Annotated in this window: 10 protein-coding genes; 4 read left to right on the top strand and 6 right to left on the bottom strand. The window is 66.7% G+C overall.

The genetic code is table 11. The annotated features are described in order from the left end of the window. Positions 1 to 101: 101 nt before the first annotated feature. Positions 102 to 3,221 (bottom strand): UPF0182 family membrane protein, encoded by a 3,120-nt coding sequence (locus HMPREF2630_RS05570; RefSeq protein WP_070483798.1) that lies wholly within the window; start codon positions 3,219 to 3,221, stop codon positions 102 to 104. A 244-nt stretch (positions 3,222 to 3,465) separates the two neighbouring features. Further along, positions 3,466 to 4,689, bottom strand: coding sequence for a YlbL family protein (locus HMPREF2630_RS05565; protein WP_049343943.1), 1,224 nt, complete (start codon positions 4,687 to 4,689; stop codon positions 3,466 to 3,468). 223 nt (positions 4,690 to 4,912) lie between these two features. Here HMPREF2630_RS05565 and HMPREF2630_RS05560 point away from each other — a divergent pair, with 223 nt between their 5' ends. Beyond that, positions 4,913 to 6,376, top strand: coding sequence for a zinc-dependent metalloprotease (locus tag HMPREF2630_RS05560; protein ID WP_049332142.1), 1,464 nt, complete (start codon positions 4,913 to 4,915; stop codon positions 6,374 to 6,376). Between the two features lie 145 nt (positions 6,377 to 6,521). On the opposite strand, the gene HMPREF2630_RS05555 is transcribed toward HMPREF2630_RS05560, so the two are convergent. Both HMPREF2630_RS05555 and HMPREF2630_RS05550 read right to left on the bottom strand, forming a co-directional pair. After that, positions 6,522 to 7,154: a M48 metallopeptidase family protein gene (locus HMPREF2630_RS05555; protein WP_049343941.1), complete on the bottom strand. Its 633-nt coding sequence runs from the start codon at positions 7,152 to 7,154 to the stop codon at positions 6,522 to 6,524. Beyond that, entirely contained in the window at positions 7,138 to 9,102 is a 1,965-nt protein-coding gene (locus tag HMPREF2630_RS05550; protein ID WP_083298894.1) for an ATP-dependent helicase, read from the bottom strand. Before HMPREF2630_RS05550 ends, HMPREF2630_RS05555 begins: the two co-directional genes overlap by 17 nt. Before the next feature lie 423 nt (positions 9,103 to 9,525). On the opposite strand from HMPREF2630_RS05550, the gene HMPREF2630_RS05545 reads away from it, so the two are divergent. After that, on the top strand, positions 9,526 to 10,530 hold the full coding sequence (locus HMPREF2630_RS05545) for a phosphotransferase (protein WP_049343936.1): 1,005 nt from the start codon (positions 9,526 to 9,528) through the stop codon (positions 10,528 to 10,530). Between the two features lie 982 nt (positions 10,531 to 11,512). Here the strand turns inward: HMPREF2630_RS05545 and HMPREF2630_RS05540 are convergent. Further along, entirely contained in the window at positions 11,513 to 16,096 is a 4,584-nt protein-coding gene (locus HMPREF2630_RS05540; RefSeq protein ID WP_070483797.1) for an ATP-dependent helicase, read from the bottom strand. Positions 16,097 to 16,199: 103 nt separating this feature from the next. Beyond that, a complete protein-coding gene (locus HMPREF2630_RS05535) occupies positions 16,200 to 20,036 on the bottom strand; it encodes a UrvD/REP family ATP-dependent DNA helicase (protein WP_070483796.1) in 3,837 nt (1,278 codons plus the stop codon). Between the two features lie 193 nt (positions 20,037 to 20,229). Here HMPREF2630_RS05535 and HMPREF2630_RS05530 point away from each other — a divergent pair, with 193 nt between their 5' ends. Both HMPREF2630_RS05530 and HMPREF2630_RS05525 read left to right on the top strand, forming a co-directional pair. Then, a complete protein-coding gene (locus HMPREF2630_RS05530; RefSeq protein WP_070483794.1) occupies positions 20,230 to 20,925 on the top strand; it encodes a 3'-5' exonuclease in 696 nt (231 codons plus the stop codon). Between the two features lie 105 nt (positions 20,926 to 21,030). After that, positions 21,031 to 22,410 carry a threonine/serine exporter family protein gene (locus HMPREF2630_RS05525; RefSeq protein ID WP_070483792.1) on the top strand — a complete coding sequence of 460 codons (1,380 nt, stop codon included), beginning with the start codon at positions 21,031 to 21,033 and terminating at the stop codon, positions 22,408 to 22,410. Positions 22,411 to 22,646 lie beyond the last annotated feature (236 nt).

Raw genomic sequence — 22,646 nt, 5'->3', positions numbered from 1 at the left:
CGGGGCCTCTCCCCCGTGTGGAGGAGAGGCCCCGCCTCATGCGCAATGAAGGCTCCGGGCACGCTCAGCAGCCCGAGGAACTGCTCGCCAAGGCCTCCGGCCTAGCGAGAGGCACTAGCCGAAGCACTTGCAGAAGCACTTGCGGATGCGTTCGGCGAAGCGTTAGCCGAGGGGCTGGCCGCCGCGGAGGCAGAGGCGCTCGGAGTTGCCGAGCCCTTGTTCTGCGCTTCCTCGGCCGCCAGGGCCTTCTTCACGGCCGCTTCCAGACGCTTCTGGGCCTCACCGTAGGCAGCCCAGTCGCCCTTCTTCATCGCGGCGTCGCTATCGCTCATAGCCTTCGAAGCGTCGTTCAGAGCCTGCTTCAGTTCGGAATCGTTCGAGCCCGACGAAGACGAGGAACCTGAAGAGGAACCAGAAGCCGAAGGAGCCGGCGAAGCCGTGGCCGAGCCGTCCAGCTTAGCGCCCGAAGAGCCGCCGAACACCTGGTTCAGGGCCTCCTCCAGGGTCGGGGCGAAGCCAACCTTATCGCCGAAGCTCACCAGCACTCGCTGCAGACGCGGGTACTTAGCGTCACCGCTGGACTGCACGTACACCGGCTGAACGTACAGCATGCCGCCGCCCACCGGCAGGGTCAGCATATTGCCGTTAATAACCTCGGAGGAACCGCGGCGCAGCAGGTTCAGCTGGTTCGAGACCTCGGCATCAGAGTTGAAGATATTCTGAGCCTGGCCCGGGCCGGGAACCACCGAAGAACGCGGCAACTCCAGCAGACGCAGCTTGCCGTAGTCGGCGCTACGCTCGCCATCCTTACCGGTACCGGCGTCGCCGTTAGCGGCAAGGAAGCCGTACATCACGTTACGAGAGTTCGAATCGCTCTGCTGAGGAATGAACGTCGTCGTCAGCGAGAAGTGCGCGCGCGAATCCCCGGGCATCTGCAGGGACAGGTAGTACGGCGAAATCGGCTGGTTACGATCATTGGTCGGGTCGTTCGGAATCGACCACACATCATCGCCCGCGTAGAAGCTGTGAGCGTTCGTCACGTGGTACTTATTCAGCATGGTGCGCTGAATATTGAACATGTCGGTCGGGTAACGCACGTGGCTCATGAGCGAAGCGTTCATCTCGTGATAGCTCTTCACCGTGCCGGGGAAGACGCTCTGCCAAGCCTTGAGCACCGGATCTTCCTCATCCCAGGCGTACAGGGTCACCGAGCCGTCGTAGGCGTCCACGGTGGCCTTCACCGAGTTACGGATGTAGTTCACCGACTTCGACCGCTGAGCCCCCGCCGCGGTGGCAGAATCCTGCGAGCTACCCTGCGCGTATGGGAACTGGTCGCTCGTCGTGTAGGCGTCCACGATCCACTGCACGCGGTTATTCACGATCGCCGGGTACGGCTTGGAATCCACCGTCAGGTACGGGGCCACCTTGCGCACGCGGTCCAGCGGGTTGCGTTCGTACAGAATCTGTGAGCCGTCGCGCACCGCATCCGAGAGCAGAATGTCGGAAGACTGGAACTTAATCGCGTAGGACAGGCGGGCCAGCAGCGAATCGACGCGGGGGCCGCCGTTACCTGAGAAGGTGTACTTCGCGTCGGAGGCGTTCGTCTCGTCAGCAGAGAGCGGACGGTCCAGCTCCAGGGTGTCGCCCCTACCGCCCACAATCGAGTACTCCGGCGAGCTCATGCCGAAGTAGATGCGCGGCTCGTAATCCTCGCTCAGGGTACCGGTCGCCTTAATGCCGGACTGCAAGAACTTGGGGTTACCCGCCGAATCCACCTGGTTACCGTACGCGGCAATCACGCCGTAGCCGTGGGTGTACACCACGTGGCGGTTGTACCAGGAATCGCCGTTGGTCTGCGTGGGGTTCAGCTCGCGGGCCGCCAGCACGGTGTCCTGCGTGGTGTTACCCACGGTGTAACGGTCCACCGCCAGCTGCGACTCGAAGCGGTAGTACGGGCGGAACTGCTGCATCTGCGCGAACGCGGAGGAAACCACGTTCGGATCCAGCAGACGAATGTTCGCGATGGTCGCGCTCGAAGAGCTCAGGGCACCGGCGCGAGTGTCGATGGTCGCGTCGTACGGGGTGGTCTCAATCTTGTCCAGGCCGTAGGCGTAGCGGGTCGCATCAATATTGCGCTGAATGAACTGCGACTGCGCGCCCTGCTCGTTCGGAACCACCTGGAAACGCTGCACAACCCACGGGTATAGGCCACCGGCCACCAGCGATACGACCGCCAGCATTGCGGTGCTAATCAGCGGCAGACGCCAGTGATTCTTCACCGCGGCAGCAATGAACATGAACGACACCAGCAACGCCGAAACCGCCAAGATGGCGCTCACGGGAATGGATGCGTTCACGTCCGTGTACATGGCGCCGGCCCAGCGTCCGGCCTGCTGCTGGGTGGACGAGTAACGGTCCAGCCAGAAGCTCACCGCGCGGGTCAGAACAAACACGACGGCAAGCACGGCCGCGTGACGGCGGAAAGCGTGAGTCGTGGTCACGCCGCCCGGCTGCACCTTAATGCCGCCGTAGAAGTAGTGCATGAACAGGCCGGCCACCGCGGCGAGCGCCACGGAGGAGGTCACCAGCGACACCACCACGCGCAGGAAGGGCAGCACAAACACGAAGAAGCCGTAGTCCAGGCCGAATTCCGGGTCGGTCTTGCCGAAAGACTGCTGGTTGAAGAAAAGGGCGACCGTGCTCCACTGCGACATCGTTGCCGAGGCAATAAACAGGCCCAGTAGCAGCGGAACCGCAATCAGCAAAAGCTTACGCGCCTTATCCACGCTCTCGTGGTAGCGGCGCATGCTATCCTCGGCACGCTGCTGGCCGAACACGTCGCGGAGCATCTGCTCGGTCGCATCCGAGGCGCTCGTCGGGACGCTCTGGTTCGGGCCGGCCTCATCCTTCGCGTTCTGCTCGCGGGTGGCGGGCAGAACATCCGCGTGGCGGACCGCGTAGGTCATGGAGGCCCACAGCGGCAGGGCCACCACGAGGGCGGCCACAACGAACACCGCGGCCTTCAAAAGAATCTGGGTGGTGAAGACGGTGCTATAGCCCAGCTGGTCAAACCACAGCCAGTCCGTGTACACCTGGGATAGTCCCACAAATGCGGCAATCAGAACCGCGACAACCACAATCGTCATCAGTAGAGGGCTGCGACGCTTCTTTGCTCGTTCCTTCTTCTGTGGGCGTGGGGTCTTATCGGTCGACTCAGACACAATTCCTCGCTCATCATTTCAAAATGTTCTTTACCTTAAGTATCGCAGAGGTTGGAGGAACGAACGTTGACATGACGTCAGAGGAGGGGTCGTTCGCCCGCTATCCCACTATTCGCACACACGCTCACCGGTCGCGAGGCGGTCACCGCGCATAACGAAGGCCCCGGCTCGAGTGAGCCGGGGCCCGAAGCCTCCCGGAGGGAAGCGCCCGCGTTCGTCAGGGGTTGCCCGTTAGAGCTGCACGTTAGGATCCGCAGCGCGGCAGCGAATCATCGGGGGCGCCAGACTTAATGGCGCCCACGACCTGCACCGCCTCGTCCAGCGTCGAAACCGGGACCACCACCATCGTGCCGCGCACCTGGCCGGCATGATAGTAGTTGAGCATCGAGGGGTCCTGCTCCTGCATCTTCAGGACCGAATCGCAATTCTCCTTGGGGGCCAGGAAGTAGCGCGCGCCGTAGCGGCCCGTTGCCAAAATCTTGTACTTGATGCCGCCAATCGCGCCAACATTACCGTTCGCATCAATCGTGCCGGTACCCGACACGTAGCTGCGGTAGGGGTCGCCGCCGGCGTCCTCGTCTGCCAGCAGGGTGCCCTCACTCAGCTTATCCACCGTGCCGAGGGCCAGCATCAGGCCCGCGCTCGGGCCGCCCACGCCGTCCAGGTTGTACTGCACCTGCGCCGGCAAATCGTAGCTCTGCTTCAGGCTGATGCCCACGACCCAGCGGTCGCCCTCGGCCGAACGCACCGGGTTCAGCGTCACCGTGCGCTGCTGGCCGTCGCGCTCAACCGTCACCTGAATCGGCGAGCCGTTCGAGGCGTTCACCGCCTGCAATACATCTTTGAGGGTGGTGATCTGCTTGTCCCCCACCTTCAGGAGGCGGTCGCCGCTCTCCAGCACGCCCGCCGCGGGAGAACCCTCAACAGTCGTGTTCACCAGCACCTTCTCGGTCACCTGCATCTTCAGGTGACGCATGGCCGCGACCTTCGCCTGCGTCTGCGAATCGGCCATCTGCGCGCCGGTTTCGGCCGTGGCCGTCTCGTGGCTCACGTGCGGGTACAGGGCGTCGGTGGGCACCACGAGGCTGCGGTTGCCGTCAAAAGCCAGCCACCCGTAGAAAGCCTCCGCGCCAGACAGCTCAGTGTACGGGCCGCCCGCCACCGACACCGTGGTCATATTGAGCTTGCCGTAGGTCTTATAGCTGGGGGCGCCCGAAACCTCGATGACGTCCTTATCCTGGTAGGTGCCGAGCACGTCAAAGAGCGGTCCGGGGCCCTCCTTCACGTACGAGCTGGGCAGGACAAACGCACCGGCCAGCAACGCGCAGGTCGCCACGGCGCTCACGGAACGCAGGTTGAAGCGGCGCTCGCGGCCACGCGATCCGCGCTTACGGCGATGAGCTGAGGACTCGGCGGAAGCCTTCGATGAGGACTTCTCGGATTCGGACGGTGAGGTGGGCTTAGTCATGTTTTCTAGACTACCGGATGAACGTCCTCATCAACACACCTTTTCTGGTCAATCCCCCTGCCGGGGGTAAGGTCGGGGGTAAACCGGGTGAAGACCCGCTTGTGAGCCCTCAGCTGATTAAGGCGCATCCGAGGCGCCGACACGGGAAATTCACAGCAAAAATCGGTAGGCTGGACAGCGAGCGGGCCGGCTGTGCCCACCTTCGGATTAGGAAAGGTTTCAGATGTCTGATCACCACCACGGCGACGCCTCCAACGAGCGTGACCCCCTCGAAGAATTCCTGAAGAAGATGCAGGAGCAGGGCTTCGACCCCTCCGCAGGGGCAACCGGCCAGGGCGGTAAGGGCGCCTCCTCCAACGCACAGAACCCCTTCGGCGCGCTCTTCGGTGAGGGCGGGCAGAACCCCTTCGGCATTAACATCGATCCCGAGGACCTCAAGAACATGGGCATCAGCTTCGACCCCGCTATGCTGCAGGGCATGTTCTCGCAGGTGCAGGCCATGTTTGCCGGCGCATCCGACGAATCCAGCCCTAGCGGCGTGAACTGGACCAACGTCAAGAACCAGACCCGCCAGATGCTCGCCTCCATGGGCGAAGACCCGGCGGTTCCCGAAAACCTCAAGCGCGCCGTCGAGGACGCTGCCAACCTGGCCGACCTGTGGCTGGATGCGGTCACCTCCATCGAGCGTCACAACCTGCCCGTGCAGGCCTGGTCCAAGGCCGAATGGGTTGAGGAGTCCTTCGACTCCTGGCGCGAGATGGTCGAGCCCGTGGCCGCCGAGGTCACCCAGGCCATGGTCATGCCCGGCCCCGCGGACGAGCTGCCCGAAGAAATCGCCGCCATCTTCAACAGCGGATTCCTGAACAACGTTGGCGCCATGATCTTTGGCGCCCAGATGGCCCAGGCCCTCGCGAAGCTCGCCGGTGAGGTGTACTCCTCCACCGATGTGGGCTTCCCCCTCGCCCCCGGCCACTCCGCACTGCTGCCCAACGGCTACCAGCAGCTCGCGGACGACATCGAGGTGCCGCCGCAGGAGGTTCTGCTCTACCTGGCCGTTCGCGAGGCCGCGCTGATTCGCCTGCACAAGGCCAACCCCTGGCTGCGTGAGGACCTGGTCCAGCTCGTTGCCCGTTTCGCCCGCGGTATTCGCGTGGACATGAACCGTATGCAGGACGCCGCCTCCCAGGTGGACATGAACGACCCCGAGGCCGTTCAGGAGGCCTTCGAGGGCGGCATGTTCAGCCCCCAGCGCACCGAGGACCAGGAGCTGGCCGTTCAGCGTCTCGAGGGTTTACTGGCCCTCATCGAGGGTTGGGTGTCCGTCGTGACCGAGGACGCCACCCGCAACCTGCCCAAGGCTCCGCAGCTGACCGAAATCATGGCCCGCCGCCGCATCGACGGCGGCCCCAGCGAGCAGGTCTTCGAGAACCTGGTCGGCTTGGAACTGCGCCCGCGCCTGGTGCGTGAGGCACAGCAGTTCTGGCGCTGGTACGAAAACTCCCACGGCATCGAGGCCCGCGACGGCCTCTGGGACACCCCGGAGACCCTGCCCACCCCCGCCGAGCTGGAAGACTTCACCGCATACGACGCGCGCATGAACGAAATCAGCCTGGATGACGTGGACTTCGAGTCTGAGCTGCAGAAGCTGCTGGACGGCGGCTTCGGCGAGGCTCCCGAAGAGAAGTAACCGCGGGGACTACCCCGATAGACCGGCAAAATAATACTGAAACCTCGAGCGGGGGTGGCTTGTGAACGCACAAGCCACCCCCGCTCGAGTATTTCCGGCTGGTTCTGCCGGTTTGTTTTTTGCTTATTAGTTTTCGGAAAAAGCCCTATCCGGCGCTGTTTTCGCCGCGCTCGCCGCGCGAGCCTTCGGCCCGCGAGCGCCCCATCGCGTACCCGTCCAGGAAGGCGCGGGCACGCTCCAGCTGCGGGTAACGCGCCTCCAGGGTGCGGAAGGAGCGCGAATGGTTCGGCTGCAGCAGATGGCACAGCTCGTGGTGCACCACCGAATCCAGCGCGTACTCCGGAACCCCCTGCAGCTCCGAGGAGATGCGAATCTGCGCGGTCGCGTAGGTCGCCGAACCCCAGCGCTGACGCTGGTTGCTCACCCAGCGAATCGAGAGCCGTTTGAACTGCTCGGTGCCCTCCAGCTCCGGCAGGTAGGCGCGCACCAGCAGGCTGGCCCGCTCGTGCAGGTACTCGTCGGTGACATTCAGCTGCGCGGCGCGCTCACGGCGGGCGGCGCGACGCTGAATACGCGGCAGCAGGCGGGCAATATGCTCGTCTATCTCCTCGCTCGTGCTCGCGGCGGGAATGAGCAGGCGGTACGCGGGGTTGCCGTGCTCGTCCACGCCGTCGCGCTGCATGCTGATGGTGCGGGTGCGGCGGGCCGAGCGGACCAGCTCAATCTGCGGGCGATCCGCCGTGGCCGGCAGAATCTCTCGTTTAAAACGCTGAGCCATAGTCCTCTCCCTTCTGGTGACGGCCCTGCGAGCGGTTCCCGTACGAGTGGTTTCCGTACGAGTGGTTCTGGCGCGCGCCGCGGGCCGTTCCGCCGTAGCCGCCCGAGTAGCCGTTGGAGGCGGGGCGGCGGCGCTTGGCCGGGTCAATGTCATCCAGGAAACGCGAGCGCTTCCGCTGACCTCTACCGCCCACGGTGCGGGTCATCGTCCAGGTCAGCCACAGGTACTTGCGGGCGCGCGTGATGCCCACGTACAGCAGGCGGCGCTCCTCGTCCACCTCATCCGGGGTGGTCGCGAAGGTGATGGGCATGAGGCCCTCGTTGAGGCCGCACAGGAACACGGCGTCCCACTCCAGGCCCTTGGCCGCGTGCAGGGAGGCGAGGGTTACGCCGTTCATCTGCGGGGCCTCGTTGAACTCGCTACGGTGGTTCAGGGTCGCCACGACCTCGTGCATGGTCAGCGGCAGCGGCTCGGGCACGCCGGGGCGCGGGTTGGCGCGGTGCTCCTTCAGCTGCTCCTGACGGTTCTGCGCCATCATGTCGACCATGTGCACGAGTGCGGCGAGGGATTCCCACTTCTGGCGGGTGGCGCCTCCCGAGAGGGGGCCCTCCTCCTTGTAGCCGAGGCCGCCGAGCACGTCGCGGGTGTAGCGGGTGACATCCTCGGTGCCGTCGGTGGACTTGGCTGAGCCGCGCAGGGCGAGCATGGCCTGCTTGACCTCGGGGCGTTCGAAGAAGCGCTCCGCGCCGCGCAGCTGGTACGGGATGTGGGCGGCGGACAGTGCCGACTCAATCGCCGCCGATTGGGCGTTCGTGCGGAAGAGCACCGCAATCTCGGCGGGGGCCACCCCCTCCTTGTCGATGAGGTCGCGGATATCCTCGGCGATGCCGGCGGCTTCCTGCTCGTCGTCCGCGTAGCCGAACCACTCCACGTCCACGCCGGGGCCGCGCTGAGACATCAGTTCCAGCGGCGGTGCCCAGGAGTGCGGGCTCGAATCGGGGTGCGGGCGGCGGGCGGCCAGCAGGCGGTTCGCGAGCTCCACCACCTGCGAGTGGGAGCGGTAGTCGCGGGTCAGCTTGACCGTGTGCGCCCCGCGGTAGCGTCGCGGGAACTCCAGCAGGTAGCGGCTGGTCGCGCCGGTGAAGGAGTAAATCGTCTGGGAGGCGTCGCCCACCACGCAGATGTCGTCGCGGCCGCCCAGCCACACGTCCAGCAGGCGCTGCTGCAGCGGGGAGACGTCCTGGTACTCGTCCACCACGAAGTGGCGGTACTGCTGGCGCACGGTCGCAGCGAGCTTCTCGTCCTCCTCGAGCATGGCGATGGTCAGCAGCAGCACGTCCTCAAAGTCGATGAGGTTACGCTCGTCCTTGAGATCTTCGTAGGCTTGGAAGATGCGCTGCATGTTCTGCGGGGTAATCGCCGAGGGCAGCTGTTTCTCGCTCAGGCGCTGCATGAGGGTGTCGGGGGTGAGCAGCTGAACCTTCGCCCACTCAATCAGCGAGGCCAAATCGCGCAGCAGGGAACGGTCTGTGCTGATGCGCAGACGGTTCGCGGCCTCGGTGATGAGCGCCGCCTTGTTCTGCACGATGGAGGGGAAGGTGCCGCCCACGACCTGCGGCCAGAAGTAGGTGAGCTGGCGCAGGGCCGCCGAGTGGAAGGTGCGCGCCTGCACGCCGAACGCGCCGAGCTGCTGAAGGCGGGTGCGCATCTCTTCGGCCGCGCGCAGGGTGAAGGTCAGGGCGAGCACGCGCGGGCCCTGGTAGCGGCCAATCGCGATGCCGTAGGCGATGCGGTGCGTAATCGCGCGGGTCTTGCCGGTGCCGGCACCGGCGAGCACGCGCATGGGCCCGTCGAGCTCGGTGGCGACCGCGCGCTGGTCGGGGTCGAGGCCCGCGAGGATATCGTCAGCGGAGAGTGCGTGCTGCGGCTGCGGGGGTAGTGCGGTCATCGTTCTCCATCGGGGCTCGGCGCGGTTGCTGGATTCGCGCTGAATCTGTGCTGGTTCTGCGGGCTGGGCGTACGGGATGTACGGGGCGGGACCGGGAAGGTCTGCGCCGCTATTGCCCGGTCTTCCATTGTATTCCCTGCCGAACATCGCAGCAGGCCCGGGCGCGCACCCGTTCACCGCAAGCGCGCCCGTTCACCGAGAACCAGCCCCTTCGTTGCGCTCCACCCGCGGGGGAACCGCAGGGAACCGGCCGCAGCGGCTACTTGCAGGCGGCCGTGCGCGGGCGGCGAAATGCGTGGTGATGCGTTCCCCCGGGATTCCGCCCGCCGGCAGGCCGCGCATCACCCAAAACTTTCTTCACTAGTCAGCATAAACATACGGTGAAAGGCTCGGGGTGCTCATATGGTTTGGTAACCTTAACCCGTGACTTTATCTCCCCTTCAGCTTGCAGCCATCGTCTCTGCCGGAGTGCCCGGAATCTACCCCGTCGGCGCCGAGGCGGTCCGCGAAGATAGCGGCGACTTCGACTCGGCAATCATCGCCGACTCGGCCGGTCGCCGCTGGCGTGTGCGCGCCCCGCGCCGTCCCGATGCCAGCATGCGTCTGGAGGCCGAGCACCTCATCCTGCAGTCCTTCAGCCCCGGCCTGCGCGCCCGCCTGCCCTTTGCCGTGCCCACGGTCGCCGGCATCGTGCCGTATGCCGGCGGCAATGTTTTCGTGTACACGCACATTCCCGGCTCCGTCTACGACGTGGACCAGCTTGCCGAGCTGAGCCGCCGCGAGGTCGCTCAGGGGCGTCCCTCCCTGGCCGCGATTATCGCCAAGGATATTGCGACCCTGCACGTGATGCCCGAGGACATCATCTACGAAGCCGACCTGCCCTCCTACTCTTCGGAGCAGATTCGCCGCCGCAAGATTGCCGAACTCGAGCGCGCCGCCGCTACCGGCAAGGTGCCCGCCGACCTGCTCGCGCACTGGCAGGCGGTCCTCTCCCCCGGCCCCATGTGGCAGTTCCGCCCACGCGTGGTGCACGCCGATATGGGGGCCGAGAACCTGGTGCTGGAGGTGACCCCCTCCGAGGCGCGCATCGTCGAGGTGACCGGCTGGTCCGACGTGCACGTGGGCGACCCCGCGCAGGACTTCGCGTGGCTGTACTCGTGCGAGGATATCGACTTCACCGACGAGGCCGTGGAGGTGTACCGTCAGCAGATGCCGCAGCTACCCGACGCCTACCTGGCGCAGCGCGCGAACTTCTACGCCGAGTTCGCGGTGGCCCAGTGGCTCACCCACACGGTCGAGACCGACGATAAGGACGGCGCGACCCACGCGGTGTCGATGCTCCTGGATATTCAGGACGATCTGCGTTCCTCGGGCGAGCTACTCGGCCAGGAGGACACTCCCCCGCTCATGAGCGGACCGCAAGACTAGCAGAGCTGGGCTCGTTATTGGGTAGCCCGTTATTGGACGGCGGCCGCATGAGCCCCTCAGTGAGCGCCGCCGAGCCGCCGAGCCGCCGAGCCCCCCCTATTCTTTAAGATTCATGGCCCCCGGGAGCCTGCTTCGCGCAGACCCCCGGGGGCCATGAACATACTAATAGAGCGCTTTTCCGGAGGATTTAGGGCGTTCCCACCGAATTTTTTCAATGTATTTTCCAACACATTTTGAGCGCCTGTTCTGCATTTTTGTGCACGAAAAATTGCAATTAAGGGTGAGAGTTGAAGGTGTGATTTAAAAAAGAACGCACCTCTTCGCGCAGAGTTTATTCACAAAATCCCACACAACCCAAACACCCAGAATAGGACTCCACAAGGCTTCAATTTCACCTTGAAACATGCTCAAAAACATGCATTTTGGGGCAATTATTTTACGCTTAGACTTTTTTGTCAAGTCCTGGAATACTTTTCTTGTGCCGTTCCACAGAGAACGAGCACAGCCCCTAAAAGCGTACTGACCAGCGCCGATACCGTGGCAGCGGTATCGAGGGGGAACGATTGGACGGGGACCGTGACCGGTCATGTCACACCCCGAGCCGGATTCATGCACCGCGCAACCAATCACCGATGGCAGAATTCTATAGAGGTACTTTCGAGGTTGTGTTTGAGAGTAAAGACGCACGCGAACCCCACGGCACGCAGACGGCGTGAGTGAGGCCGCCACGGCGGCAGTTGTCTGCGGATGATCCGAGCGTGCGAGGGCACGAAGTACCTTTATAGTTCTTCAGCGGCTGAGAACGCCTCCCCGCCCTAATGCAGTAGGGCCGAGAGGCGTTTTCTGCTATTCACTTCGAGAGTGAGAAAAGCCCGGGCCGACCCCGCGATGGGGTCGGCCCGGGCTTTTGCGCATCCGTTTAGGCTATTGACGGCCGGGGCCGGGCAGGGCTATTGGCGGCCGGGCCGGGAAGCGCGAGCGCCTACCCCTCGCCCGCGCGGGCCTTGCGAATCACCGCGGCCAGCTGCGCCTCCGAGGGCAGGCCACCGCGAATCTGCTCGTCCCACACCTCCTCCACGCGCTTGCCGCCCAGGTAGACGAACACCGTGCTGATGCGCTCCGGGTCAATCCCCATGATGCGGGAGAACGCGATGCGGTACAGGCCCAGCTGGAAGCGGCGCGCCTGCATGTCCGCGGCCTTCGGGCGGCGGCCGGTCTTCCAATCCACCAGAATCCAGCGTTCGCCGTCCCCGTCCTCGGTGCGGAACACGGCGTCGATGCGGCCGCGCAGGCTCACGCCCTCCACGTGGGTCTCAACCGGGTACTCCACGGCCCAGATGCGTTCCTTCCATTCGGGGGAGCCCCACTCGCTCGCCGCGAAGCGCTCCCAGAGCGAACGCACGGAAGAATCCAGCTCGCTTTCCTCGGCGAGGGACAGCTCGTCAAAGAGGGCGTCTTGCGGAATATCCTCGGCGAACTCGAGGTGTTCCTCCCCCGCTACTTCCTCCGGCGCTGTCTCTCCCGCCGGCTCGACCGCGCCGGGCAGGGTCACACCCAGCGTGTCCTCGGCCTCTGGGGCCTCCAGCGGATCGGCGCTCGGCACCACCCCGAAATGCTCCTCGATGAGGGCGTGCACCTCCGTGCCGATGGTCGCCGCACGCGAGGGACGCTGCGGCACCGGGCGCAACAGCTCGTGCACCGTGCCCTGCGGATCCTCGCTCAGGCGAATGAACGTGGAGGCCGAGAGGTGACCGGGCAGCTGCTCGGCCAGCACCGGCTCGGTGTGCTCGGCCAGGCGCATGAGCAAATCGGCCTCGCGCTCCCAATCCTGGGCGCGGCGGCGCAGGGCCTCGGGAACGGCCCCGGCGGGCTCGGGGGCGGTGAGATCCGCACCGGCGGCAAGCTGCGCCTCCAGCTCGGCGACCGCGTTTTCGACGGCCAGGGCGGCCCGTTCCACCGCCTCGCGGCGGCTCGTGGAGTTAATGGCAATCTCGCGGTTCAACTCTTCGTGGCGTCCGTGGCGCAGAATCGCCTCGGTGCCCTCGTTCAGGTCCTCCTCGGAGCGCCAGCGCCAAATCACGGGGCGTTCCAGCGGGTCGAAGGGCCACATGGCGGTTAGCACCGCACCCAGGTGCGGGTTTATCGTCTCGTAGGTTTGGGCGCTGAAACAGCCGCCCGCCACGACGGGCAGGGCCGCGGCCATCACGGGGGAATAGCCGGGGCGCGGAGGCTGGGAGGCGCGCTCCGCCTCCTCGGCGGCCAGCTCGTCCAGCCACTCGGGCGCGGGCAGATCCAGGCGCTCGCAGTTCTCCCGCACCGTGCGCACGCGCATCGGTAGCGGCGAGAGCTGTACCTCGCGCATCAGGGAGGGAATTATCGCCCCCGCCAGGGCCCAGGCGTAAGGGACCTCACCCGCCTCCTCGGGGTCGGGCAGGCCCTCGGGAGTCAGCACCGTGCCCTGCGCCAGGGTCACCGGCTCCTTGAGGCGGTAGCCCGTGTCGGCGATGAACTCAACCCAGGGGGTCACGTTATCGATCGGCTTCTTCTTGCCGTCGTCCGAGGGGTCGGCCACGACGAAGACCAGGCCCATGCCGACCAGCTGCGGGGCGGTCCAGGGGAACTCCACCGTGTCCTCGGCGTGCCGCCGGTAGGCCTCGGCCAGGGTCCACAGCAGCTCCATCCAGAAGGGCTGGACCGGCTGCGGGGTCTTCGCGGTGCTCTTCCAGCGGAAGGCGCTCACGGCCAGCAGGTTGCGGGCGCGGGTCATCGCCACGTACATGAGGCGGCGGTCCTCCATGCCCGCGTGCTCGCCGGCGTCCCCCTTGTGGGCCTTCAGGTATTCCTCGAGCTTCTTGGCCTCCTCGAACTCCGCGATTTCCTCGGGGCGTTCCAGGATTGAGGGCAGGTACTCGCTATCGCCGCGCAGGGGCCAGGGCAGGGCCACGTTGGCCGTGATCTGCCAGAGGTTCGGGGTCTGCGCGCCGCCAACGGTGCCGCACAGGCCCGGCAGGAAAACGCGGTCCCATTCCAGACCCTTGGAGGCGTGCATCGTCATCAGCTGAACGGCGTTCGGGTCGGGGTCGATGGAGCCCAGCTCCAGGCCCTTCTCCTCGTCGTCCGCGCGTTCCAGCCAGGCGAGGAAGCCCATCACGTAGCTCACGCCGCCCGAGGAGAGCATAAAGCGGCGAGCGCCCGGCTCCCCCTCCTCCGCGCTCACGCCGTCGGCGCCCGCGTAAATCATGGCGTTGATGCGCGGGGCCGACATTCCGTAGGCGGCGGCCACCTCGTGGAAGGCGTCCAGGTTTACGCGCGCCACCAGCGGGTCAGTACCCGGGCGGACCGCCAGCTCAATGTCCAGGAGCATGGTGCGTTCAATCTCGTAGAGCAGATTGCCCAGGTCGTCGCTCAGGCCCGCGCGGAGCACGCGCATCTGCTCGGCGAAGGCGCGCAGACGCTCCAGGCCCGCCGCGGAGAAGCGGCGGCCACGGTAGTGCTCGCCGTAGAGGGGTTCGCCGTCCGGGCCGTCCTGCGGCAGGTTCTCGACCGCCTCGATGAGCGAAACGTACCCCGAGGAGTCGTCCACCGCGCCCTTGAGCACCTCGTCCAGCTGCTCTTGGGCGGCGCGCAGATGCTCGGCGGTCAGGCGGCTGCGAGCACCCTGGCCGGTCCCCTCGGAGGGGCCGTCCTCTGCGTCCTCGACCTCTTCGGCCTGCTCGAGCAGGCGCAGGGCCATCTGCTCCCGCAGGGCCCGCTCACGCTCGCGAACCAGCGACTGCGCCCAATCCCCCAGCGCCAGCAGGTCGGCACCGCCCAGGCGCCAGCGGGCACCCGTGAGCAGGCGGGCCAGCGCATCCGAACGGTTCGGGTCGGCCAGCACGCGCAGCGCCGAGACCAGGTCCACGACCTCCGGCTGAGAGAGCAGGCCGCCCAGGCCCACCTGCTGCACCGGAATGTTCAGGCGCTCGCACTCCTCGCGAATCGTGTCCAGCTGGCCGTGGGAGCGGGCCAGCACGGCGACCTCGGGCATCTTCAGGCGCGGACGCACCGAACCGTCGCCGCCGCGGTGCGCCGCGTAGGCCCGTTCGTACTCGCGCACGGCCTCGGCGCGCATCCCGGCAATCCGCTCGGCGATGCCCGCGGCCTCCGCGCGGTCGGAGTCGTAGTAGGTCATCTCCACGCGACCGGTCATCCCGGAGGCGGCCTCCTCGAAGGCGGGAGTGCCTTCCTCCCCGACCAGCACGCAGCGCGGGCGCAGGTCGGGCACCTGATCGGCGCTGATATCGCCGCGCACCGCACGCACCCACTCGGGAACGTCCTTGAGCTTTTCGGCCACGTGGTTCGCGGCGTTCAGGATCGAGATGTCGTTACGCCACGCCACGGACAGGAAGAGCGGCTGCGCGTGCGGGGTCGGGAAGTGACGGTAGAAGCTGAACATCTGGCCGTCGGAGGCGCCGCGGAAGCCGTAAATCGACTGCTTCGGGTCGCCCACCGCCATCACGGGGTGTGCGGGAATACCGGCCGCCTCATCGGCCCCGTAAATCGAGGAGAACAGGCGCATCTGCGCGTGGGAGGTGTCCTGGAACTCGTCCAGCAGAACCACCTTGAAGCGGGTGCGCTCCCCCTCGCGAATCGCCGGGTCGCTCTCGGCGATGCGCGCGGCCAGGCGCATAAGGTCACCGAAGTCCAGCACCTGCATGCGCGCCTTCACGCGGGCGTAGCTCTGTGCCATCTGCGCGTACACCCGGCGGTTACGCAGGAGTCGCTGAACCTTCTGAATGTCCCGTTCTTTCTTGACGGGGCGGCGAGAATCGGGCACCGCGGCGTAGGCGGCCAGCTGCTCAGTGCAGAAGTCGATGACCTCCTGCGGCTCGCGCAGGTGCTCGGCGCACTCGTCGGAAAGCTGCAGCAGCTGGTTAATCATGGTGGCCGCCGAGAGGGGCACATCACCCTGATCCTGCGGCAGCTCACCCTCCCAGTACTGCACGATCTGCGCGGCCAGCTGCCACTTCTGCGCATCGCCGAGCATCTGCGCGTCCTGTTCCACGCCCAGGCGCAGGCCGTACTCCTTGACGAGGTTGTTCGCGTAGGAGTGGTAGGTCAGCACGGTCGGGTCCGCGATGCCGTTGCGCAGTTCCTCCTCGGTCGGTTCGAGTCGGCGGCTGCGGCGCAGGGTGTTCAGGCCGGCGCGCATGCGGTTGCGCAGCTCGGTGGCGGCCTTGCGGGTGAAGGTCACGCCGAGCACCTCTTCGGGGCGCACGAAGCCGTTGTCGACCAGCCAGATCACGCGGTCGACCATGGTTGCGGTCTTGCCCGAACCGGCACCGGCAATGACGAGGGTCGGGGCGGGGCCGGCCTCAATCATGCGGATCTGCTCGGGTGTGGGTTTCTTGCCCTCGGGGCCGTTGAGCATCGCGGCGATGTCGAGGGCGCTACGGTAGCCGCCCGCGGGGGTCGCTCCTGCGGGCAGGTCGGCCAGGAGCGTGCCGTCGGCGAATTGCCAGGTGTTGCGCTCGCACCACTGGGCGGGGGTGAGCGGCTGCCCGGAGGCGGTGGCGGGGTTGGTCATGGGTCCTCATCTTTCGTCGTTGAGGGTGAGTGAATGGTTCGTGTTGTACCGGTGCCGGGGTACCGGCGTGCGCGGTCAGTGGTCGGTCGGGTGCCGCGCCGCGTTAGGGCTGAGTCACCTGGCGGCCGCGGGTGCATATCGGGCAGAGCTCGGGCAGGCGGCACCCGTGCCCGTGGGTGCCTTCGCGGTGGCGGGTCTGCACCTGCGCGCCGGCGATAAGCTCGGCGGCACGTTGCACCAGGTCCACGGCCCATTCGTCGTTATCCTCCAGCGCGGGCTGAATCTGCAGGCGGGCCTTGCTGTCATCGTTCACGTCCGAGACGCCCACCTGCATGAGTGCGGCACCGGCGGAACGCCCCGAAGATGACTCGTAGGTCAGCTCCTGCGGACGCGCATCCGGGGCGGGTTCCCCGGACTCCGCCGCGGCGGCCTCGGCGCGGTACCGCTCGGCCAGCTGCTCGCCCGCGCCGGCCTCCACCGCGATCTGGTAGGCGGCCAGCTGCGGGTGCGTGGCCACGGCCGTCCCGTCCGGCTTGCTTTTGCCGGTCTTCAGGTCGACGATGACGAAGCGGCGGGTGCCGTCCTTCTCCGGGGCCTCCTCCAGGCGGTCCACTCGGCCGGTGAGGAGCGCATCCAGCTCGCCCACTTCCCCCTGCGGGTCGAAGGGCACGGGCACGCGCACCGCGAAGGAGCCTTCAACACCGAGGTTCTGCCAGCCGGCATCGCCCATGTGCAGGCGGTAGTAGTAGCTCAGGCGCAGAATCATGCGCTTGGCGCGCTCGTAGAGGGCGTAGGCTTCCCAGGGCACGCGCTCGCGGTATTCTTCTTCGCTCTCGTCCTCCCTACGGGCGGGCACGCCCAGGGAGCCGATGCGCTCCTCCAGTGCGGTTTGGAGCTGTTCGAGGGTGCCGGTCGGGTACTCCTCGGCGATGGCGTGCACGAGGGTACCCAGGGAGCGGGAGAGGTCGGTCTGGGCCTCGGCACGGGCGGCGGATACCAGCCAGTCCAGCGGGGAGTTGTGGATGGTTTCCAGGCGCGAGGGAGAGAGCGCAATGGTGCGTCGCCCCTCGTCGGGGGCGTTTCCGTCGGTGTCGTTTTCCGGCGTGTCGTGGGCGGGGCGGGCGAAGAACGGCTCGGTGCTCGACAGCGGCAGTAGGCCCCACCACTGCTCGGGGGATGCACCGGGCGCCTGCACGCGGGCCAGGCGGGCCAGGGTGCGCGATGCCGCGTCGAAGCGGAAGGCCGCGGCCTCGGGGTTCAGGGCGGCTTCCGGGTTCTGAGCGTCCTCTGCAGTGTCGGGGGCATCGGGCGCGTGAGCTTCGGGCACGTGAGCTTCGGAGCCAGGCGAGCCGGCCGCGTTCTTCAGCTCGGCGTCCTCGGCGCTCATGGCGGTGAGCGCATCCTCCACGAGGGTGCGGCGCAGCTCCGCCACGAGCGAGCGCAGAGTGGCGGGGCGGCGCACGCGGGTGATGGGCACCTCGGGCGAGTCGTTCTCGGCGTCGGTGGGTACCACGAAGTCGAAGAACTCGCCGGGAGCTTCGTCCTCGTTGCGCACGGCGGTCAGCACCAGGCGGGTGCTGGCACGGGTCGCGGCGACGGCGAACATGCGCAGCTCGTCGTGGCGGGTGTCGCGCACGCGTTCGGGGTAGCTGCGAATACGTGCGGGCGGCACCTGCTCCCCCTCTGCCTGCGCGTCGGGGTTAGCGTGGGCCGGGTTAGCGGGGGCGGGGCGGCGCATCCTGGCGTCGCAGATGTCGACCAGGTCGCCGGTAGCCAGCAGGGAGCCGCGCACGGTGGTGTTGGGCCAGCTGCCTTCTTGCAGGCCGCATACATATACGGTGCGCCAGGACTGCCCTGCGGCGAGTGCGGGGGTGAGGATTTCCACCGCGTCCTGGCGTACGCCGCGGGCGGCCAGGGTGTCCATGGGTAGGTCCTGCGCGTCGATGAAGTCGAGGAATTGTTCGGCCCCGGCGCCGCGCATCTGCTCGTCGAATCGGCTGGCGGCTTCGAAGAGTCCGATCATGGCGTCGAGGTTGCGGTGGGCGGCGTCGGTTTCGGGGCCCGCGCCGCGTGTCTGGGCGACCCAGGTTTTTTCGAGGCCGCTGGCTTCCCAGAGGGCCCAGAGCACCTCGGTGCTGGTGGAGTCGGGTCGGGCGAGGGCCTTGCGGCCCGCGGAGAGCACGGCGGCAATGCGGTGCACGGCGCGCCCTACGCCCTCTTCGGGGAGGGTTTCGGGGTGGAGCAGTGCGCCCAGGAGCAGGTCGTCGCTGGGGCGGTGGCCGCCGGTCTGCAGTTCGACGGATCGTAGCTGCTGGCGGAGTCGTCGCACGTCCATGCTGGATGCGCCGCCGAGCCGCGAGGTGAGCAGGGTGATGGCGCTGTTCGCCCCGTTGAGGGGGTTGGAGCGGTTTTCTTCGGCGATGACGTCGTCGAGGCTCTTGCGCATAATCTCTTCGGCCTCGTCGGGGCCCAGGGCCTCGTAGCCCGCGCCGGTGACGGCTGGGTTGAGGGCCTTCTCGCCGCGTTTGCGGGCGTAGACGAGCAGGCTGAGCGCGTCAAGGAAGGGGCGCACGGCGGGTTCGTCGCGCACCGGCACGAGGGCGGCGGAGGTGCGCGAGGGAATACCGCTGGCCGAGAGCACCCGGCGGATGCGCGCCACGTCCGCGCCGTTGCGCACGATGATGGCGCTCTCGCGGTAGGGGCGGTTGCCGTAGATGCGGTCTTCGAGCAGCAGCTGGGCGAGTAGGTTTGCCTCATCCTGGGCGCTCGAGAGCGCATACTTATACACTCCGGCGGGTGCGGTGCGGTAGTGCGCGGGGTCGAGGATTTTGCCGTCGGCGCCCAGGTGTAGCAGCGGCTCGTCCGCGGCGCCCCAGGTGAGGGCTTCGTCGGCGGGAGTGGTGTTGATGCGTCCGAAGGTTGCCGGGGGCTTCTGTCCATCCGTCTCGGCGGTGGGCACGTAGCGGCTGTAGCGCGGCAGGCGGCGGCGAATATCCGCCACGAGCGGCATCATGAGCGCGGGCAGGCGGTAGGAGGTGGTGAGGGTGCGTTCGGCCAGGTGCGGGAAGCTTTCGGGTAGCGTGCGCACCAGGTCGGGGCGTGCGCCGCGGAAGCCTTGGACCACGGCTTCGTCGCTGTAGGTCATGATGACTTCGGGCGCGGCGGCGAAGACGTCCGGGCGTTCTGCGGCCAGTGCGGCGGCGTCTGCGGGCGGCTCTTCGGCGGCGATGAGGCGCAGCAGTCGGTAGATGGAGGGGCTGAGTTCCTGCACGTCGTCGATGAGGATCAGGTCGTAGCGGCGGCGTTCTTCGGCGAGGAATTCGGGGGCGCGCAGTAGTAGCCGGCAGGCGTCGTTGATGAGCACGGCCGGGTCGTAGGCGTTTTTGGAGCGGAGGGCTCGCACGGCGCGGTATTCGGTGTGGAGCTGGGCGAGGGCGGCCCAGACGGGTCGGTTGTAGTCGCGGGCGAGGGCCTGGACGTCCTCGGCGGTGAGGTCGTATTCGGCCATGCGGTCGAAGAAGTCGCGGATTTCGTGGCGGAAGCCGCGGGTGGGCAGGGCTTCGCGGAGGGAGTCGGGCCAGGCGGGGCCGGGTGCGATGCCTTCGGCGTGGTTGGCGAGCAGTTCGCCGATGATGACGTCTTGCTCGGGGCCGGAGAGGAGCTTGAGGTTGCCTTCGACGCCGGTGAGGAGCCCGCGGGTTTGGGCTCGTTTGAGCAGGTCGAAGGCGTAGGCGGCCCAGGCTCGGGTGGGCGCTACGGAGAGGCTGCGGTCGCTGGCGGCGGCGATGGCGTCTCGCATGCGGGTTGCGGCGGTGCGGGTGGGTGCGAGGATGAGCAGGCGGGCGGGGTCGCGCCCGTCGGCGAGGTAGCGCAGGGCGCGTTCGGTGAGGTGATGGGTCTTGCCGGTGCCGGGGATGCCGGTGAGCAGTTGAGTTGTCATGGCTTCAGTCTATCGGGTGGGCGGCGGGTCCGCCCCGCCGCAGGTCATTCGGGGCCGACTTCGGGCACTCCCCTCTCCCCGCTCCCCGGCTAAGGCCCGCGGCGGCTCGCCTCCTCCCGCATCCGTATCTATAGCGCGTGCGCGCGTAACGAACCGGCGCGCGCCTTCTTCGCCGCTGGGTTAGTCTTAAACCATGACCTGGATGAACGGCCTGCGCGCCACTTTTGACCTTGAGACCACCGGTGTGGACGTCACCACCGCCCGCATCGTGACCGCCTCCCTGATCCTGCTGGACCCTCAGGGTAATGTGGTGCGCCGTGGCGAGTGGCTGGCGGACCCCGGCGTTGAGATCCCCGCCGGTGCCGCCGCCGTGCACGGCATCACCACCGAGTACGCGCGTGAGCACGGCCGCCCCGCCCGCGAGGTCGTGTGGGAGCTTGCCGGCGCAATCGGCGCGCTCAACCTCGACGGCGTGCCCATCATCGCGTTCAACGCCGCCTACGACTTCTCGGTGCTACACCACGAGATGCTGCGCTACGGCATCGCGAACGGCGAGCTGCCGCCCGGCGCGGTGCTCGACCCCTACGTTCTGCACAAGCACGTCATCCCCCGCAAGCGAGGCAAGCGCACCCTCGAGGTTCTTGCCGCCGAGTACGGTGTCTCCCTAGAGAACGCGCACACCTCCGCCGATGATGCCCTGGCCGCAGAGCGCCTGCTCGTCAAGCTCACCGAGCAGTTCCCCGAGGTCCTCAACGTGGACGCCCACCAGCTGCACGAGCAGCAGATTCAGTGGGCGGCGGAGCAGGCGGCGAGCTTCCAGGCGTGGTTGCGCACGCAGCCGGGCAAGGAATCCGAGGTCATCGACGGCCGCTGGCCCGTCCTCCGGTAAGGGGCGCCCCGCCGCTACCGCCGCCGCGGCATCTCGCCTATCCTAGTGAGGGACGTACACGAACCCCAGCCACTACACATACGACGGCGCGCCACGGAGTTTTTAATGGATCATCAGCCCAGCAACCCCTCAGAATCCGCAGAACAGTACTACGACACGAACACCCGAAGCATCTACCTAGGGTCGAGCCGCCTCGCCCACGAGCACCTGGTGGCGCAGTCGCAGGTGGTGCTCCGGCTGGGACGCATCCTGATGAAGTCGGGTGCGAGCGCGTACCGCATTAAGGCGTCCATGGCGCGCCTGGCAAAGGCTGTGGGTCTGAAGGAGCACCACGCGCAGGTGACCTTCACCGAGATTTCCACCTCCTCGTACACCGAAGGCAACTTCCGCACCGAGGTGGCCGAGCAGCGCACCATGGGCATTAACGCCCACAAGATCGATCAGCTGGGCAAGTTCATCTCCGAACTGCCCGAACGCATCACCCCGGCGGAGGCGAACGCCGAGCTGGACCGCATCGATTCGGCTAAGCCGCTGTACACCCGCTGGATGCTGGCGCTGGCCTCCGCGGTGGCCTGTGCCGGGTTCGCGTTCCTGAACCGCGGCGGCCTAGTGGAGTGCTCGGTCGTGTTCCTCGCCGCCGGTGCCGGCCAGTTTCTGCGTTCGACCCTGCTCAAGCGCGGTGTGAGCCACCTGGCCACCTGGATGGCCTGCGGCTTCCTGGCGGCCGGCCTGTACATTGCGGTTGTCAATGTGCTGGTTGCGGCTGGTTGGGTTAGCCCGAACCACATGATCGGTTTTATTTCCTCGGTGCTGTTCCTGGTGCCGGGCTTCCCCATGGTGACGGGCATGCTCGACATTTCCCGTATGGACTTCCTCGCGGGTATTTCGCGCCTGACCTACGTGGGTTTGCTGCTGCTCAGCGCGTCTTTTGCGGTGTGGGTTTTGGGTTCGCTCTTCCACCTGCCATTGGCTTCCCCGGCTCCTCTGAATCTGGACCCGACCCTGTATCTGCTCCTGCAGATTATCTCCTCGGGTGTTGCGGCGGCCGGCTTCGCGATGCTCTTCGCCGCCTCGCCGGTGGCCTGCGTGTGGGGTGGCGTGATTGCTGCGGTAGCGAACCCCATCCGTATTCACATGGTGGAGGCGGGCATGCCCGCGCATATGGCCGCGACGATTGCCGTGTTTGGTGTGGGCATCCTGGCCGAGGTTGTGGCCCCGCTGCACCAGCGCAAGTACACCCGTATTTCCCTGTCGGTTCCGGCCGTGGTGACGATGGTTCCGGGTGTCCCGTTCTACCGTTCCATGTCGCATTTTGCCAGCGGTGACATGTACTCGGCGGCAACCGGTTTCGTGCAGTCCCTGCTCATCTTCATGGCGCTGGGTATGGGCCTGGCCTTCGTGCGTCTGCTATTCGATAAGAACTGGCTGTTCGATCAGGACACGCAGGTGCTGAACCGCCTGGATACCGACCGCCACCTGCGCTAAACCGCTACCGGTCCCCTACCGCGTAGCCCCCCCACGCGCGCGACCCAGCTGCGTTCTCAGCCCGTTACCCCGCCCGTCCGGAGTGTTTTATCGTCACCTTTCGGTACGTTCAGACGCTCGTCACCTGCGGTTTACCTGAAGCACCTATGATGGTTAGGGTACGGGACGTTAGCGGCGCGCGGGCTCTGCCGCCCGGCACGCCTCGTCCCCTGTAATTCTTGAATTCGCCGTCTCGT

The sequence above is a fragment of the Rothia sp. HMSC072B03 genome, assembly GCF_001809565.1.
Classification (GTDB): domain Bacteria; phylum Actinomycetota; class Actinomycetes; order Actinomycetales; family Micrococcaceae; genus Rothia; species Rothia mucilaginosa_A.
This window is presented reverse-complemented; position numbering and strand designations above follow the sequence as displayed.

What these genes read in the sequence shown, in the direction of transcription:
- HMPREF2630_RS05530 (WP_070483794.1), top strand. Translation starts at nt 20,230, where the DNA reads ATGACCTGGATGAACGGCCTGCGCGCCACTTTTGACCTTGAGACCACC.
- HMPREF2630_RS05540 (WP_070483797.1), bottom strand. Translation starts at nt 16,096, where the DNA reads ATGACCAACCCCGCCACCGCCTCCGGGCAGCCGCTCACCCCCGCCCAG.
- HMPREF2630_RS05550 (WP_083298894.1), bottom strand. Translation starts at nt 9,102, where the DNA reads ATGACCGCACTACCCCCGCAGCCGCAGCACGCACTCTCCGCTGACGAT.
- HMPREF2630_RS05565 (WP_049343943.1), bottom strand. Translation starts at nt 4,689, where the DNA reads ATGACTAAGCCCACCTCACCGTCCGAATCCGAGAAGTCCTCATCGAAG.
- HMPREF2630_RS05525 (WP_070483792.1), top strand. Translation starts at nt 21,031, where the DNA reads ATGGATCATCAGCCCAGCAACCCCTCAGAATCCGCAGAACAGTACTAC.
- HMPREF2630_RS05560 (WP_049332142.1), top strand. Translation starts at nt 4,913, where the DNA reads ATGTCTGATCACCACCACGGCGACGCCTCCAACGAGCGTGACCCCCTC.
- HMPREF2630_RS05535 (WP_070483796.1), bottom strand. Translation starts at nt 20,036, where the DNA reads ATGACAACTCAACTGCTCACCGGCATCCCCGGCACCGGCAAGACCCAT.
- HMPREF2630_RS05555 (WP_049343941.1), bottom strand. Translation starts at nt 7,154, where the DNA reads ATGGCTCAGCGTTTTAAACGAGAGATTCTGCCGGCCACGGCGGATCGC.